This is a genomic window from Microbacterium sp. LWS13-1.2 (assembly GCF_040144835.1).
Lineage (GTDB): Bacteria > Actinomycetota > Actinomycetes > Actinomycetales > Microbacteriaceae > Microbacterium.
In genome coordinates this window covers 1,670,056-1,684,632 of sequence record NZ_CP151632.1, presented here as the reverse complement: position 1 = coordinate 1,684,632, position 14,577 = coordinate 1,670,056, and the positions used below count along the sequence as shown (strand labels likewise).

Genomic DNA, 14,577 nt, shown 5'->3' with positions numbered 1-14,577 from the left:
GACGCGGAGAGAAGCGAGCACACGAATGAGAACGACTCACGCATTGGTGAGTGACTGGCAGGTCGCCGACATCAGCGGGAAAGGCTGGGATCCGGCCGCCCCGTCCGACGACGGGTACGCGTGGCATCCTGCAGAAGTCCCGATCAGCATCCACGAGTGGCTGCTATCGCGCGGCGAGATCACGGATCCCCAGGAGGGTGCCAACGCCGCCGACAGTGAATGGGTAGGCGAACATGACTGGGCGCTCCGGCGTGACTTCTCCTCGCCGCTGGTCCCCCAGTCGGGACGCGTGTATCTCCAGATCTCTGAACTGGACACCGTCGCAACGCTCTACGTCAACGGTCAGCTGGTCCTCCGGTCCGCCAACATGTTCCGGACACACCGAATCGACGTCACGTCGCTGCTCGCCCCGGCGGGTGATGCCAACACTCTTGTCGCCATTCTCGAGTCGGCTCCGCATGCCGTGCAAGAGATCGTTCCTCCGGCGAACCATCGCAGCCTTCTCGCTCGGCAGCAGTACCTGCGCAAGGGTGCGGGAGATTTTGCGAGCTACCTCGGCATGCGTCCGCAGTTCGTGAAAGTGGGCATCGGTCGCGTCGAACTGGATGTCACCGAGCGGCTGGCCATCGACGGTTTGCGAATCTCGCAACAGATTGGCTCCGACCGAGCCGTCGTGTCGGTCACTCCCACGCTTGGTGGGCACGGCGATGCGAAGCTGACGTGGCGGTTGGTGCGGCCTGATGGTGAGTCGCAGACGGGTAGCCAACTCGGGTCGGACTCATGGGAGATCGAGATACTGAACCCCGAGCTGTGGTGGCCGAGAAGCCATGGCCCGTCCCCGCTCTACCGCCTGGAAGTGGAAGTGTCTGACTCCGTTGGAGCAGTCCTGGACCGTCGAGTCGAAACGTTGGGGCTCCGGACCATCGTGCTTGAGACCCAGGACCCATCCACGCAGGAACCGATCTTCAGGTTCCTCGTCAACGGGGTTCCGATTTATGCCAAGGGTGCGAACTGGGCCAATCTCGTCGGCATCTCAAACATCTGGGACAGCGATCGTGCCAACGCGCTTCTCGACCTCGTCGAACGAGGCGAAATGAACATGCTGCGCGTGTGGGGCGGAGGGCACCTCCCGGTCCGTGAGTTCTACGAACAGTGCGACCGACGCGGAATCCTCGTCTGGCAAGACTTCATGTTCGAGTATCACGCATACCCCGGCGATGTCGCTGAGTTCGCCCAGGACGTCCGGCTCGAGGTCGCCGGATTCGTAAGAGAACTGCGCAACCATGCATGTGTCGTTATCTGGTGCGGCGGCAACGAGAACCACATGGGCTGGCAGTTCCAGTACGGCTCGGCCCCGCAGATCGGAGAGTCGCTCTTCAGCGAACTGATCGCCGGGGTCGTAGCCGAACTGGACGGCACGCGTCCCTATCACCCGAGTTCGCCGTTCGGGGGGATCGAGGCGAACACGCCCGGAGAGGGTGACTGGCACGACTACACCACCCTGACCTGGAGTCCCGGGACGTCGGTTCCTGCATTCGTATCCGAGACCGGACGGGTGAGTGCTCCATCGTTGCGCTCGATGGCACGCTTCCTGAATCCCGATGAACTCTGGCCTGCCGGTCACGACGCGACAGTGCGCGTGCCCGGCACCCCAATGTGGCCAGACATGTGGGGATACCGCGCGCCGGACGGTGCCTGGGACAAAGTGGGGGAGGTCGAGCATTACCTGGAGCCGAAGTCCGCCGGCGATCTGATCCGCGTCCTCGGAATGGCGCACGGTGAGTACCTGCAGCAACGGGTGGAGCGTCAGCGCAGGGGGCGACCGAATGGTCAGGCGAGCGGTCCCCGCCGCAACTGGGGCAACCTCGTGTGGCGACTGAACGATCCATGGCCGATCCTCTACTGGAGCGTCATCGACTCGTATCTCCAGCCCAAAGTCCCGTTCTACTTTCTGCAGCGCGCATACGCGCCGGTCCTCCTGTCCTTCGAGGAGAGCGCCGACGACCTGCACGTCTGGGTCACGAACGACACCGCCGATCGGTTCGATGCCGAACTCACCGTCTCTCGCGAAGAGTTCGCCGGCGATGTCCTCGCGTCGGCCACGATCTCGGTCAGCGTGGGCCCGGGGGAATCTCGAAGAGTATTCGATGCAGGATCGCTCGGCGCCGTGGTGCGCAGGTCCCAGCTGCTGCATGCACGCGCGAACGAAATGCGCGCCACGTGGCTCGCCACGGGAGAACGCCACCTTCATCTGCCCGAAGCTCGACTCTCCATCGAGTCGACGCCCGCAGGCCTCGTGCTGTCGACAGACTCCTTCGCACGAAGTGTCGTCGTCGACCTAGTGGAGGAAAACGGCTCCGTGGCTGCAGCCAACTACTTCGATCTTCCAGCCTCGGCTACCCAGCTCATCGGTGCTTCACAAGAAGTGGCCGTCTCCGCGCTCAACGCCCGTCGGATCGTGACGTTCCCGTCCTCGGCGACCGAGACCAAAGAGCCTAGCCGGCCGTAGGTCGGATCCACCGTGGGCCAACCGACCCACGCACTCAAAGAGGAGACAACAGCAATGAAAACAAGAGCATCACTGACGATAGCCGGCCTGACGGTACTCGCCGTCACCGCAGCGGGATGCAGCGGAAGCAGCTCCGGATCAGGCGACGCAGACGGACCGGTCGAGATCGAATTCTGGGCCAGCCAGCAGGCACCGAGCATCGCTCTGACCGAGGAGGCACTCCAGCCCGTGCTGGACGCGTTCGAGGAAGAAAGCGGAATCCACGTAAAGCTCGAGGTTGTCGACTGGGCTAACCTGACAAACCGCACCCTCACGGCAGCTTCGACAGGCGTGGGACCCGACGTCATCAACATCGGCAACTCGAATGCCACCACCTTCCAGGCCACCGGCGCGTTCCTCCCGTTCGGCGACGAGGAGCTGGAAGCCATCGGCGGGTCTGAGCGCTTCGTGCCTGCCTCCTTCGCGACCGGCGGTGCTGAGGGTCAGCCACCGACCTCGATCCCGTACATCGGGTACGTCTACGGGCTCTACTACAACAAGAACATCCTTGCCGAGGCAGGGGTGGAGCCGCCGACCTCTTGGGAAGAGCTCACTGAGGTCGCCCAGCAGGTCACCGATCCAGACAACGGCGTATGGGGGCTGTCAATCCCGGGCGGGATGACCCAGACCAACATGCACATGGCCTTCATCCTGGGAACGCAAGACGGTGGTGCGCCGTTCGACTCCGAGGGCAGCCCGACCTTCACCGACCCCGGACTGGTCGATGGGATCCAGCGATACATCGACCTGATCGGATCGCTCGGTGTCGTCAACCCGGCAGATGCTCAGAACACCGACACGCAACAACCGATGGCGAACTTCGTTGACGGCAAATCGGCCATGCTGATGGGTCAAAACGACGTAGAACGTGCTCTCCGCGAGCGCGGGCTGACGCCCGACGACTACGGAATCGTACCGATCCCCACGCCGATTCCGCTGCCCTCCGGCGGAGAGGACATCTCCTCATTCGTCGGTGGAATCAACATCTCCATCTTCAAGAACACCGAGCATAAGGAAGCAGCTCTCGAGTTCGTGAAGTACATCACGAGCCCGGAAGCCCAGGAGATCATCGATGTTCCCTTCGGAGCCCTGCCCGTCAACACCGATGGCGTCATCACCTACACAGACAACCCGGTTGCCATCGAAACGTTCTCGGAGATCCTCGCCAACCGAGTGACGACATTCCCCCGAATCCCGACTTTCGCGGGATTCACGGCCAACGTGGGAGGTGCTGTCACCCAGCTCGTCGCACAGGCGGCGACGACAGGCAGTGTGTCGCGAGACGACATCGTCGACGCGTTGCAGGAAGCCCAGGAACAGTTCGAAGCCACGAATTGATCCCCTGGCGGCGGCTCCGAACGCACGAGGCCGCCGCCACCGGCCGACTCCCGACCACCCGAAAGGTGAGATGACTCTTCGAAACGTGACCCTGCCGAGCGGGGTGACAGTGACTGCCCCGCGACGCAAACGGGCGGTCTCCTGGACGAACGCGACGCCCTACCTGCTTGTTGCGCCGGCCATCGTTCTGGTTCTCATGGTTCAGCTCGGTCCGATGCTGGTCGGCATCATCATCAGCTTCTTCGATCTGACCCGCCTGTACATCACGAACTGGTCGGGGGCGCCGTTCGTCGCTCTCGAGAATTACGTGACTGCGTTGAGCTTCGCGTCGCCGGTCGGAGGCCGATTCCTTCAGTCGGTCGGCATCACGATCGCATTCACGGTGATCGTCGTCACCCTCTGCTACCTCCTCGGAATGTCCGCCGCTGTCGTGTTGCAGCGAACATTCAGAGGCAAAGGATGGTTCCGCACTCTCTTTCTCCTGCCATACGCTTTGCCGGTTTACGCGAGTGTCATCGTCTGGAGCTTCATGTTCCAGCGAGACAACGGCCTCATCAACCACGTACTTGTCGACACCCTCCACCTCGTCCAAGACCCGCCGTTCTGGCTTCTTGGAGACAACGCCTTCTGGTCGATGGTGATTGTCGCCGTATGGAACCGCTGGCCATTCGCGTTCCTGATGCTGATGGCCGGCCTCCAATCCATTCCCGAAGAGGTCTACCAGGCATCCTCGATCGATGGAGCGAGCGTGTGGAAGCAGGTGCGATACATCACGATCCCGATGCTTGCCCCCGTCAACTTCGTGCTGATCCTCATGATGTCGCTCTGGACCTTCAATGACTTCAACCACCCGTTCGTGCTCTTCGGTCCGACGCCACCTCCGGCCGCAAACCTCATATCCATGCACATTTACAACAACTCGTTCATCAACTGGAATTTCGGACTCGGCTCAGCGATGTCGGTTCTCGCCCTGATCTTCCTACTCGCGGCGAGCGGCGTCGCGCTCTGGCTCAATCGAAGGAGCAACCGTGAACTATGAGCCGATCTCATTTCGAGTGTTCCGATGGGTGGTGCTGACGTTCCTCGGGATATTCGTCATCGTGCCCGTCTACGTCATGGTCACGACCGCCCTCAAACCGATCGAAGACGTTCAAGGATCATTCGAGTGGTGGCCGAGCAACCTGACCATCCAGCCATTCATCGACATGTGGTCCAGCATCCCGCTGGCGCTCTATTTCACCAACAGCGTCATCGTGGCTGTCACCGCCACCGTCTTCAGCGTCATCATCGCGATCTTCGCGGCATACGCGATCTCGCGGTACCGGTTCCGCGCGCGGTCGAGTCTGTATGGGTCAACGCTCGCGACACAGATGCTCCCAGGCCTGCTATTCATGTTGCCGCTCTTCTTCATCTTCGTGAACCTCGACCGGGTCCTCGGAATCAACTTCTTCTTTCAGACACTGCCCGGGCTCATCATCACCTACCTGACCTTTACACTCCCGTTCTCGATCTGGATGCTTTCAGGCTTCTTCGACGGGATTCCACGCGACCTCGACGAGGCAGCCAAGGTCGATGGAGCGAACGTCGTGACGACCCTGTTCCGCATCATCATCCCCGTCGCGCGGCCCGGCATCGTGGCCGTCGCCGTCTACTCGTTCATGACGGCGTGGGGAGAGATCCTGTTCGCCTCTCAGATGACAAACGCGCAGACCAAGGTCCTGTCGATCGGCATGCAGGGCTACTCGAGCGAAGTCAGCGTCGCCTGGAATCAGATCATGGCGGCGTCCTTCACGGTGAGCGTCCCCGTGGTGGTGGTGTTCCTGCTGCTGCAGCGCTACATCATCGCCGGGCTGACCTCAGGGTCAGTCAAGTAGACCGCCCAGTACCCGTACCACCCACCCACCTCACCAGAAGGGCAAGAGAATGACACAAGCAACAATCGAGAAGCGGACGCTCGGACGCACCGGCGTCGAAGTCACAAGACTCGGATACGGCACCATGGAATTGCGGGGCGAGCGAATCTGGGGTGGACGTCCCATCCGCGACGAGCAGGCCGACACGATCCTGAACGACGTCCTCGACTCGGGGATCAACTTCCTGGACACATCTGCGGACTACGGCAAGAGTGAGGAGTTGATCGGCAAGTTCGCGGGCTCGCGACGAGCCGAGTATGTGCTCACCACGAAGACCGGGTGCGAGGTCGTACCCGGCGAGGAGACAGACCAGACGCTGCACGACTTCTCGCGCGACCACATGCTCTCGAACATCGAGAACAGCCTCCGCCTGTTGAGGACCGACCATCTTGACTTCGTGCAGTTGCACAACCCGACCGTCGAACAGGCGGAGACCTCGAAGGTCATCGACACGATGCGGGAGATCGTCGCGAACGGGCAGGCAGGCGCGTTCGGGATCTCGTCCCGTTCTCCTGATCTGCGAACTTTCGTCGAATGGGACGTCTTCGATGTCTTTCAGATCCCCTACTCGGCGCTGGAGCGAGCGCACGAGAATCTGATCACTCGCGCGCACGAGACCGGAGCGGGAGTCATCGTCCGCTCCGCAGCCCCACGGTCGTCTGTCGGCGGAGGGCTCGGTAAGGAGGACCGCTGGGCTACCTGGCAGCAGGCCGGCCTTGAGGAGCTCCTCGAACCCGGCGAGAGTCGCGCGCGCTGGATGCTGAGGTACCTGCTCAGCCACCCGCACATCGACACCGTGATCATAGGGACGATCAACCCTGACCACCTCCAGGAGAACCTCGCCGATCTCGCGGCGGGGCCCCTGGCGGCCGACGTGTATGCCGAAGCGAAGCTTCGGCTAGACAGGGCGGGACGGACACCCGAGGACGCATAGGAGCGTCGGCGTGGCAGTCGGTCAAGATGCAGGCTGCCACGCCTCGCACCAACAACTGCGATCACACGCGGAGTGAGAGTGATGTCAGAAGTCCGTGAGCGGCACGGAGTCAGAATCGTCGGTCTGGAACATCTCGGGCCAGTACCTCAGCACGCTTGCGCGCCACCCCGCCATTGGATCGTCGCGACGGCAGATCTCGATCAGGCCCGTGCCACCGATGTGGTCGCCGATATGCCCGGCTGTCGACCGGGAGCGTCAGCGAACTTCTCGAAGATTCTGACGTGCAGACAGCGATCAACCCCATCGTCCCCAAATCGCACGCTGAAGTGGCGCTGGGTGCGCTGGACCACGGCAAGAACGTCTGCGGGGAAAAGCCGCTCGCCGCATCAGTTACGACAACATCGACATCGCAGCGGCGAACGACCGGGGCCATTCTCGTCTGCCACACTCCGGATGTCCTCACCGACGCCACAGCCGATCTGACTATGGCGCTGTTGCTGGCCGTCGCTCGCCGCATCCCTGAGAACGACCGCTACCTTCGTGACGGCGGCAAAATTCTCTGGCGGCTCGAGCAACCGCTGATGGGACGAGATGTGTCGGGCGCGACGATCGGCATCGTGGGTGCGGCAAGATCGGCACCGCGGTTGCCCGACGCGCAGCCGCGTTCGGCATGCGCGTCATCTACACAAGCAGGTCCGCGTGGAACGCGAACGCCGCAACAGAGTTGGGTGCGCGACGAGTCCACCTCGACGATCTTCTCGCTTCTGCAGACTTTGTGAGCCTTCACGTGCCTCTGACGGATCAGACGCGCGAGATGATCGATGCTCGCGCGCTCTCACTGATGAAGCCAACCAGCGTCCTTCTCAATACATCACGCGGGGCACTTTGAATCGGCCTGACTTTCGTTCCGTTCTTCAAGTAAGGATGGAACACGATGAACAGGAAGTATTCGCCGGAGATGCGTGAGCGGGCGTTGCGGATGCTCGCGGAGACGCGCCCGTCGCACCCGACGATGATGAGTGCGGTGCGACATGTGGCAGGGCTGCTGGGGATGAGTCCGGAGACGCTGCGGTTGTGGCAGCGCCGCTACGAGGTTGACGCGGGCGTGAAGCTCGTGCTGACCACGGATGCGGCCGCGGAGATTAAGCGGCTGCAGAAGGAGAACGCCGAGCTGCGCAAGGCCAACGAGATCCTCAAGGCTGCGAGTGTGTTTTTCGCGAAGGAGCTCGACCGCCCCTGACCGAGATGATCCGGTTCATCGAGGAGTACCGGGATCGTTTCGGGGTCGAGCTCATCTGCCGGGTCCCGTCGAGGCGACCACCAGCGTTCCACGCGGCCATATCGAGCGTCTGCATAGGCAGGATCTCCGACCGCAGCGTGGCTGCAACGTTCCAGCCGACGATGCGTCTCGAGTAGACGTCGGTGACGAATGCCACGTAGGCGAACCCGGACCAGGTCGCGACGTCGGTCACGTCCCAGACCCAGAGCCGCCTGGGCGCCGGCGCGACGAACTTGCGATTGACGAGATCGCTCGGCAGCACCGTCGACCTGTCCGGTCGCGTGGTGAACACTCGCTTCGGCTTCCGGACGCCTCGCACTCCTGCAATGCGCATGAGGCGTTCCGTCTGGGTATGGATGGTAGCGGGGTTCACGTTCGGTTTCTGGTTGTAGTCGAAGTCGCCAACCATTTCTGACGCGGGAACCCGGCACCGGCGACGCGACGGATCGTGGACCGCCTATCCCGGTCATCGCACTCGGCGAGCAGCAGTTCCGCGAGGACCCCCGGTAGGTGAGTTGCTCCCACTCTGCCGCGCGGGTCGCTTCCTCGAGGACCGCCCGGATGGTGGGAAGCCGGAGTCGCCGGCAGGCCTGATCGACGGCCGCGGCCGCCGTTTCGGAGGTCATGCCGCCACTCGCCGGCGTCCCGAGCGGCCGCCGAGGCAGTCGACCCCTTGAGCGCACCGGGTTTGTGGCGGAGGACTTCGAGGTAGTGATCGAGCTGGATCGACTCGCCGCCGCGGGCGACGACCCGTTCATGTCGGGCGACTGGGGTGCGGCCGTCGAAGACGACCAGCTCGGTCGCGCGCAGCGAGACACGCACCTGCCGGCCGACCAGCCGGGCCGGGACTGAGTAGCGGGCCATTCGCACCGTGATCATGCTCGACCGCTCCACCCGCGGATGCAGCACCAGGCCAGGGTCGAACCGATCTACCGGCAACGGCGCCAACGCTGCCCTGTTGGCCTCGAAGTCGCGGGCAACCGTGGTCGTCTTCCCGGCGATGCGGTGATGATCGTCTCTGGCGTCCCAACCGCGGAGCCGCTCGCTGAGTTCGTCGAGGGAGTCGGTGACCGGCATCGGCGACAGCCACGTCCGGCGGGACCGACCCACGTCGCCTTCCACATCGCCCTTCTCGTGCGCGCCCTCGATGCCGGGCAGGCAGGAGTAGCCATCCTCCTCCGTGTTCTCGCGGGGGACAGATCGGCAGGGTTCTGGTCACCCGACGAGTCGCCCCATCTCGAACGTGCCCGCGGGGACGATCGCCTGATCGACGCTGTGACGACCCGTCATCGACAAGCGCACATCACCGGCGGCCGGCGCGCGGATGGTCAGGAATTGAGAACGGCGGGCGCTCCGCATGCACACTCGGAGCCGTAGCCTGCGTCCCCGAGAAGTTGCCGCTTTCGCACTCATGCAGACCCGCTCATGCCGATCGCCAGCCGGCCATCGATCGAGGGGGCGACGCGCGCATCCGACAGCAGTGTCGATTCCAGGGACCGAAGCCAGCTCAGCCATAGGTCGAGCTGAGTGATACCGGAATAGTGACTGGCGTCGCCAACGAGGATGAGGACATCGGGGTCGATCCCGGCGGAGTTCTCACCCAGGGTGAATGATCGGTCGCGGTTACGATAGCGGCGAATCTGCTCTTCCCGAAATGCGATCTCGGTAGCGACCTGATCGCGTAGCGCGCTCGGATGGATCGGGCCGAGAAGGGTGAACCGCGCCAGGAAGTCCGGTTCCTGCCACCGCGCGGGCGGCTCGTACGGGGCGGCTGCCGCTTCGCGAAGCCGTGCGATACCGGCGTCGGTGAGGAAGTACACCTTGGCCGCAGGGCCGCCGCGCTGCTCCTTCCGAAAATCGACCAAACCCTGCCGCTCAAGGACACGCAAGGCGCGGTAGATGTGTGCCTGGTCGGCGTTGGCCCGGAAGAAGATGCCCTCAACATCGAGCCATTTCTTCAGGTCGTAGCCGCTGCGCGCATTCTGGGCGAGCAGGGCCAGGAGGATCTCCTCGATCGTCATGTTCACCGCCTTTCGAAGGACCGTTGACTCGGGATCTCCAGTATATGCCTTGTCGCATAGCACGCAAGCAATGCGCGCACTCCAAGTTCGTGCGATCCGGTGCGGACTGATTGATTCTCGTGGCTTGACATCAACGCGGGGATGAGTCACTATCAGACGAATCCACTAAGGGACGAGTCCACTAGTTAGCCTTCAGAGGCATCCAAGCTGGTGCCCACAAACCGCAATCCATTCGAAGGAGAATGACGTGCATCGTCGCATATCCCGACCGCTCTCGCGGATCCTGAAAACCGTTGCCGCTCTTGCTGTCGCCGGAGTCGCCCTCGCCGGATGCTCCGGTGGCGGAATCTCCGGCTCCGCATCATCGGCTGGGGGTGGCACTCTCACCATCGCCGCTGTGTTCGACAACAACTCGTTTGATCGCGGAGCGCTCGAGATCGGCCATCGCGTCCACTTCTGGATGCCGGTCTACGACACTCTCCTCGTTCTCGACCCGCAAGCTGAGATCCAACCGAACTTGGCCACCGACTGGGCCTACAACGAGGACAACACCATCCTCAACCTCACGCTGCGGGACGATGTCACGTTCACCGACGGCACGCCCTTCGACGGCGAGGCTGTGAAGGCGAACCTCGAGTACCTCAAGGCCAGCACAGGCCAGAACTCCTATATGGCCGCGTCGATCGAACAGGTCGAGGTGGTGAGCTCGACCGAGGTCAACCTCCGTCTCAGTGCTCCCGACCCAGGCCTCCTCGGATATCTGACTGTCGTGGGAGGTGCCATGGCCAGCCCCGAGAGTCTCGGTGCCGGCGATGCGGCCACCACGGCTGTCGGCAGCGGTCCGTACACGCTGACCGAGGCTACTCCCGGCAGTCAGTACGTCTACGAGCGCAACGAGGACTATTGGAACACCGAGGAATTCCCTTATGACGAAATCGTGGTGAAGCCGATCGCCGACCCGACGGCACGCCTCAACGCGCTGAAGTCCGGCCAGGCCGATGTCGGCGTGGTGAACTCCACGCAGGCGGCTGAGGCGGAGGGCGGCGATCTGACGGTCGAGCGCTACCCGACCGACTGGCAGGGACTGTTCCTGAATGATCGCAACGGCACGATGGTTCCCGCCCTCGCTGACGTGCGCGTGCGGCAGGCGATCAACCTCGTCTTCGACAAGGAGTCGATCCTCAAGAACCTCTCGCGCGGCGAGGGCGAAGTCACGTCCCAGACGTTCAACACGCTCAGCGAGGCGTACGTGGCAGATCTCGACACGGCATACGAAATCGATCTGGAGCAGGCGAAGGATCTGATGGCGGAGGCCGGCTACGAAGACGGCTTCGCGGTGACGATGCCCGACCTCGCGCAGTTCCCGCAGGTCGCGCCGATCATCGAGCAGCAGTTGGCTCAGATCGGGATCGTTGTGACCTTCGAGAAGGTCGCCGCCGACGCCACGATCGCCGAGGTGCTCTCCGGCAAGTACCCGATGTTCTGGTTCTCGCTCGGCAGCCAGAGCGCGTGGCAGGACTTCCGCAAGTTCGCCTTCCCCACCTCGCCGTGGAACACGTCGAAAGTGGACGACCCGGGGATGACCTCGCTCCTCGAGACCGCTCAGTTCGCCACCGGCGACGAGCAGGCCAGTGCCTTCCAGGCGGTCAACGACTATCTCGTCGACCGGGCCTGGATGGCCCCGTGGTTCCGTGCCAACACGATCTTCGTCACGGCCACCGATGTCGACGCGACGCCGCAGGCGTGGAACGTCGTGCCCTGGATCCGGAACTTCGCGCCCGCGTCCTGATCGCGGTGGGGGCGGCGTACCCGAGCCGCCCCCACCCCAACCAAGAGCAGAGAAATGCTGTCATTCTTCATTCGCCGGATTCTTGCCGGCATAGTCCTGGTATTCGTGATCTCCACGGTGACGTTCCTTCTCGTGTACTCGACGGCCTCTGATGTGGCCCGCAATGTGCTGGGCGAAAACGCCACCGAGGAGCAGGTCGCGGCAAAGACGAGCGAGCTCGGCCTCGATCGCCCGCTGGTCACGCAATACTTCGACTGGCTCACGCACGCGTTGCAGGGCGACTTCGGCGTCTCGTGGTTCACGAGCGAGCCGGTCGCGCAGATGGTCTCGAACCGGATGCCTGTGACTCTCTCGATGGTCATCCTTGCGGTGGCGTTCACCGCCGTGATCAGCGCCGTCCTGGGCGTCACGGCGGCCGTGCGAGGCGGCGCCATCGACCGAGTGCTGCAGTTCGTCTCAATCATCGGCTTTTCGCTTCCCAACTTCTGGGTCGCACTGATGCTCGTCATCGTCTTCGCGCTCACGCTCCGGCTCTTCCCCGCGACTGGTTATGTTCCGTTCGAGCAGGACCCGTCTGCGTGGGCGCTCAGCCTGGTGCTCCCCGTGACCGCCCTCGTCATCGGTGGCATAGCATCGGCTGCCCAGCAGATCCGCGGTGCCTTCATCGACGTTCTCGAGCACGACTACATCCGGACCCTGGAAGCCCGCGGGATCAGCCGACGCTCGGTGCTGCTGCGTCATGTCTTGCGCAACGCCGCGCCGCCGGCGCTCACCGTCCTCTCCCTGCAGTTCATCGGACTGCTCGGTGGCGCCGTAGTCATCGAGCGCATCTTTGCCATTCCCGGGCTCGGAACCCTTACCGTCAACTCCTCTATCCAGGGCGATATCCCCGCGATCATGGGCATCGTGGTGGCGATGGTCATCGTGGTCGTGATCGTGAACCTGATCATCGACCTCGCCAACGGATGGATCAACCCGAAAGCGAGACTTCAGTGACCGGTGCACCCTCGACCGTCGCGGTCGTCACGGCCGCCAAGCCGCACGTCTCCCTCACGCGCAGCGTGCTGCGCAACCCGCTCGGCCTCACGGCGATCATCACGCTGCTGTTCGTCATCCTGCTGAGCATCTTCGGACCGATCTTCATGCAGCACTCGCCGACCGAGGTGCGCATCGACCTGATCCTCGCCGCTCCCGGTGGGGAATACCTGCTGGGTGGCGACAGCGCGGGACGCGACATCGCCAGCCGTCTCGTCTCGGGTGGGCGCAACACGCTCATCGGAGCCCTGATCGCCGTGTCGATCGCGCTGATCGTCGGCACGACGTCGGGTCTCATCGCGGGGTACTTCGGTAAGTTCTTCGACAGCGTGTCGAGCTGGATCGCCAACGTGATCCTGGCGCTGCCGGCCATGATCGTCCTCCTGGCGCTGTACCAGTCGCTGGGCGGATCGGTGTACGCCAGTATGGCCGTATTCGGCGTCATGCTCTCGCCCGGCTTCTTCCGGCTCACCCGCAACCAGGTCATCTCCGTGAAGAACGAGCTCTACGTCGACGCGGCCCGCGTGGCCGGACTGAGCAGTGGCCGTATCATCGGCCGGCACATCCTGCGCGTCGTGCGGTCACCCATCATCATCCAGACCGCCATCGTCGCAGGCATCGCGATCATCATTCAGTCGGGGCTGGAGTTCCTCGGCCTCGGAGACCCCAGTACCCCGACGTGGGGTGGCATGCTCCAGGATGCGTTCGCGAACATCTACATCGCCCCCCTGTCGGTGCTGTGGCCGGGCATCATGATCTCGATCACGGTGGCCGCGCTCGTGCTCCTCGGCAACGCGATCCGCGACGCCCTCCAGGGACGCCGCGTCGCAGGAGCCATCCGGCTCTCGCCGAAGGCGGCGACGCTGGAGAAGCCGGCCGGTGAAGGCGATGCGTCGGTGCTGCTCTCGGTGCGCGGACTCAGTGTGGCCTACGGCTCGATCGCAGACCCCACGGTTGTCGTGCACGACGTCGGCTTCGACATCCGCGACGGCGAGATCGTCGGCGTCGTCGGCGAATCCGGGTCGGGCAAGACGCAGTCGGCCTTCTCCATCCTCGGACTGCTTCCTCGGGGCGGTCGGGTGGCCGCTGGGTCGATCCTCTTCGAAGGAACCGAACTCGCCGGTGCCGACCGCACCGTGTTCCAAGCTATGCGCGGCAAAGAGATCGCCTACGTGCCGCAGGAGCCGATGAGCAACCTCGACCCGTCGTTCCGCATCGGCTTCCAGCTCGTCGAGCCCATGGTGACGGTGCTCGGCATCTCGAAGCGCGAGGCCAAGAAGCGGGCACTCGCACTCCTGTCACGCGTCGGCATCCCCGATCCGCAGCGCACTTTCAACGCCTACCCGCACGAGATCTCGGGCGGCATGGCGCAGCGCGTGCTCATCGCGGGCGCGGTGTCGTGCAACCCGAGGCTGCTGATCGCCGACGAGCCCACCACGGCGCTCGACGTCACGGTGCAGGCCGAGGTGCTCGACCTCCTGCGGGAGCTGCAGTCGGAGTACGGCATGGGAGTCATGCTCGTGACCCACAACCTCGGCGTCGTAGCCGATATCTGCGATCGGGTGGTCGTGATGCAGCACGGCCGAGTCGTCGAGCAGGGCACCGTGCACGAGATCTTCCAGGAGGCGAAGGATCCGTACACGCGGATGCTGCTCGACTCCACCCTCGACGACGTCGATGCGCGAGGCGAACTCGTCTCGGCCGAGAAGGGAGCGTAGTC

At 63.6% G+C, this 14,577-nt stretch carries 12 protein-coding genes and 2 pseudogenes; 10 read left to right on the top strand and 4 right to left on the bottom strand.

All coding sequences use genetic code 11. The annotated features are described in order from the left end of the window. Positions 1–46: 46 nt before the first annotated feature. The 7 genes from MRBLWS13_RS08100 to MRBLWS13_RS08070 all read left to right on the top strand — a co-directional run bounded on the left by MRBLWS13_RS08100 (position 47) and on the right by MRBLWS13_RS08070 (position 7,973). Positions 47–2,509 (top strand): glycoside hydrolase family 2 TIM barrel-domain containing protein, encoded by a 2,463-nt coding sequence (locus MRBLWS13_RS08100; RefSeq protein ID WP_349428514.1) that lies wholly within the window; start codon positions 47–49, stop codon positions 2,507–2,509. Between the two features lie 12 nt (positions 2,510–2,521). Continuing rightward, positions 2,522–3,886, top strand: a complete 1,365-nt coding sequence (locus tag MRBLWS13_RS08095; protein WP_349428513.1) for a sugar ABC transporter substrate-binding protein — start codon at positions 2,522–2,524, stop codon at positions 3,884–3,886. A gap of 85 nt (positions 3,887–3,971) precedes the next feature. Further along, entirely contained in the window at positions 3,972–4,925 is a 954-nt protein-coding gene (locus tag MRBLWS13_RS08090; RefSeq protein ID WP_349428512.1) for a sugar ABC transporter permease, read from the top strand. Next, complete coding sequence (locus MRBLWS13_RS08085) at positions 4,915–5,760, top strand: carbohydrate ABC transporter permease (protein WP_349428511.1); 846 nt, start codon at positions 4,915–4,917, stop codon at positions 5,758–5,760. Before MRBLWS13_RS08090 ends, MRBLWS13_RS08085 begins: the two co-directional genes overlap by 11 nt. 49 nt (positions 5,761–5,809) lie before the next feature. Next, the gene (locus MRBLWS13_RS08080; RefSeq protein WP_349428510.1) at positions 5,810–6,733 is read left to right on the top strand and encodes an aldo/keto reductase; all 924 of its coding nucleotides are present in this window, start codon (positions 5,810–5,812) and stop codon (positions 6,731–6,733) included. A gap of 281 nt (positions 6,734–7,014) precedes the next feature. Further along, entirely contained in the window at positions 7,015–7,512 is a 498-nt protein-coding gene (locus MRBLWS13_RS08075) for a hypothetical protein (protein ID WP_349428508.1), read from the top strand. A 155-nt stretch (positions 7,513–7,667) separates the two neighbouring features. Then, positions 7,668–7,973 carry a transposase gene (locus tag MRBLWS13_RS08070; RefSeq protein ID WP_349428507.1) on the top strand — a complete coding sequence of 102 codons (306 nt, stop codon included), beginning with the start codon at positions 7,668–7,670 and terminating at the stop codon, positions 7,971–7,973. On the opposite strand, the gene MRBLWS13_RS08065 is transcribed toward MRBLWS13_RS08070, so the two are convergent. The 4 genes and pseudogenes from MRBLWS13_RS08065 to MRBLWS13_RS08050 all read right to left on the bottom strand — a co-directional run bounded on the left by MRBLWS13_RS08065 (position 7,927) and on the right by MRBLWS13_RS08050 (position 10,033). Beyond that, on the bottom strand, positions 7,927–8,304 hold the full coding sequence (locus MRBLWS13_RS08065) for a DDE-type integrase/transposase/recombinase (RefSeq protein ID WP_349429019.1): 378 nt from the start codon (positions 8,302–8,304) through the stop codon (positions 7,927–7,929). The genes MRBLWS13_RS08070 and MRBLWS13_RS08065 overlap by 47 nt on opposite strands. Positions 8,305–8,361: 57 nt before the next feature. Next, positions 8,362–8,638, bottom strand: a pseudogene (locus tag MRBLWS13_RS08060) (ATP-binding protein); the annotation flags it as partial. Between the two features lie 4 nt (positions 8,639–8,642). Next, a pseudogene (locus MRBLWS13_RS08055) lies at positions 8,643–9,185 on the bottom strand (IS21 family transposase); the annotation flags it as partial. A 236-nt stretch (positions 9,186–9,421) separates the two neighbouring features. Next, positions 9,422–10,033: a PadR family transcriptional regulator gene (locus MRBLWS13_RS08050; RefSeq protein ID WP_349428506.1), complete on the bottom strand. Its 612-nt coding sequence runs from the start codon at positions 10,031–10,033 to the stop codon at positions 9,422–9,424. Between the two features lie 397 nt (positions 10,034–10,430). Here MRBLWS13_RS08050 and MRBLWS13_RS08045 point away from each other — a divergent pair, with 397 nt between their 5' ends. The 3 genes from MRBLWS13_RS08045 to MRBLWS13_RS08035 all read left to right on the top strand — a co-directional run bounded on the left by MRBLWS13_RS08045 (position 10,431) and on the right by MRBLWS13_RS08035 (position 14,575). Further along, positions 10,431–11,822 carry an ABC transporter substrate-binding protein gene (locus tag MRBLWS13_RS08045; RefSeq protein ID WP_349428505.1) on the top strand — a complete coding sequence of 464 codons (1,392 nt, stop codon included), beginning with the start codon at positions 10,431–10,433 and terminating at the stop codon, positions 11,820–11,822. A 105-nt stretch (positions 11,823–11,927) separates the two neighbouring features. Further along, a complete protein-coding gene (locus tag MRBLWS13_RS08040) occupies positions 11,928–12,818 on the top strand; it encodes an ABC transporter permease (RefSeq protein WP_349428504.1) in 891 nt (296 codons plus the stop codon). Next, on the top strand, positions 12,815–14,575 hold the full coding sequence (locus tag MRBLWS13_RS08035; RefSeq protein WP_349428503.1) for a dipeptide/oligopeptide/nickel ABC transporter permease/ATP-binding protein: 1,761 nt from the start codon (positions 12,815–12,817) through the stop codon (positions 14,573–14,575). Before MRBLWS13_RS08040 ends, MRBLWS13_RS08035 begins: the two co-directional genes overlap by 4 nt. Positions 14,576–14,577 lie beyond the last annotated feature (2 nt).

Coding starts and splice junctions, on each gene's coding strand:
- MRBLWS13_RS08080 (WP_349428510.1), top strand. CDS start 5,810: ATGACACAAGCAACAATCGAGAAGCGGACGCTCGGACGCACCGGCGTC.
- MRBLWS13_RS08070 (WP_349428507.1), top strand. CDS start 7,668: ATGAACAGGAAGTATTCGCCGGAGATGCGTGAGCGGGCGTTGCGGATG.
- MRBLWS13_RS08050 (WP_349428506.1), bottom strand. CDS start 10,033: ATGACGATCGAGGAGATCCTCCTGGCCCTGCTCGCCCAGAATGCGCGC.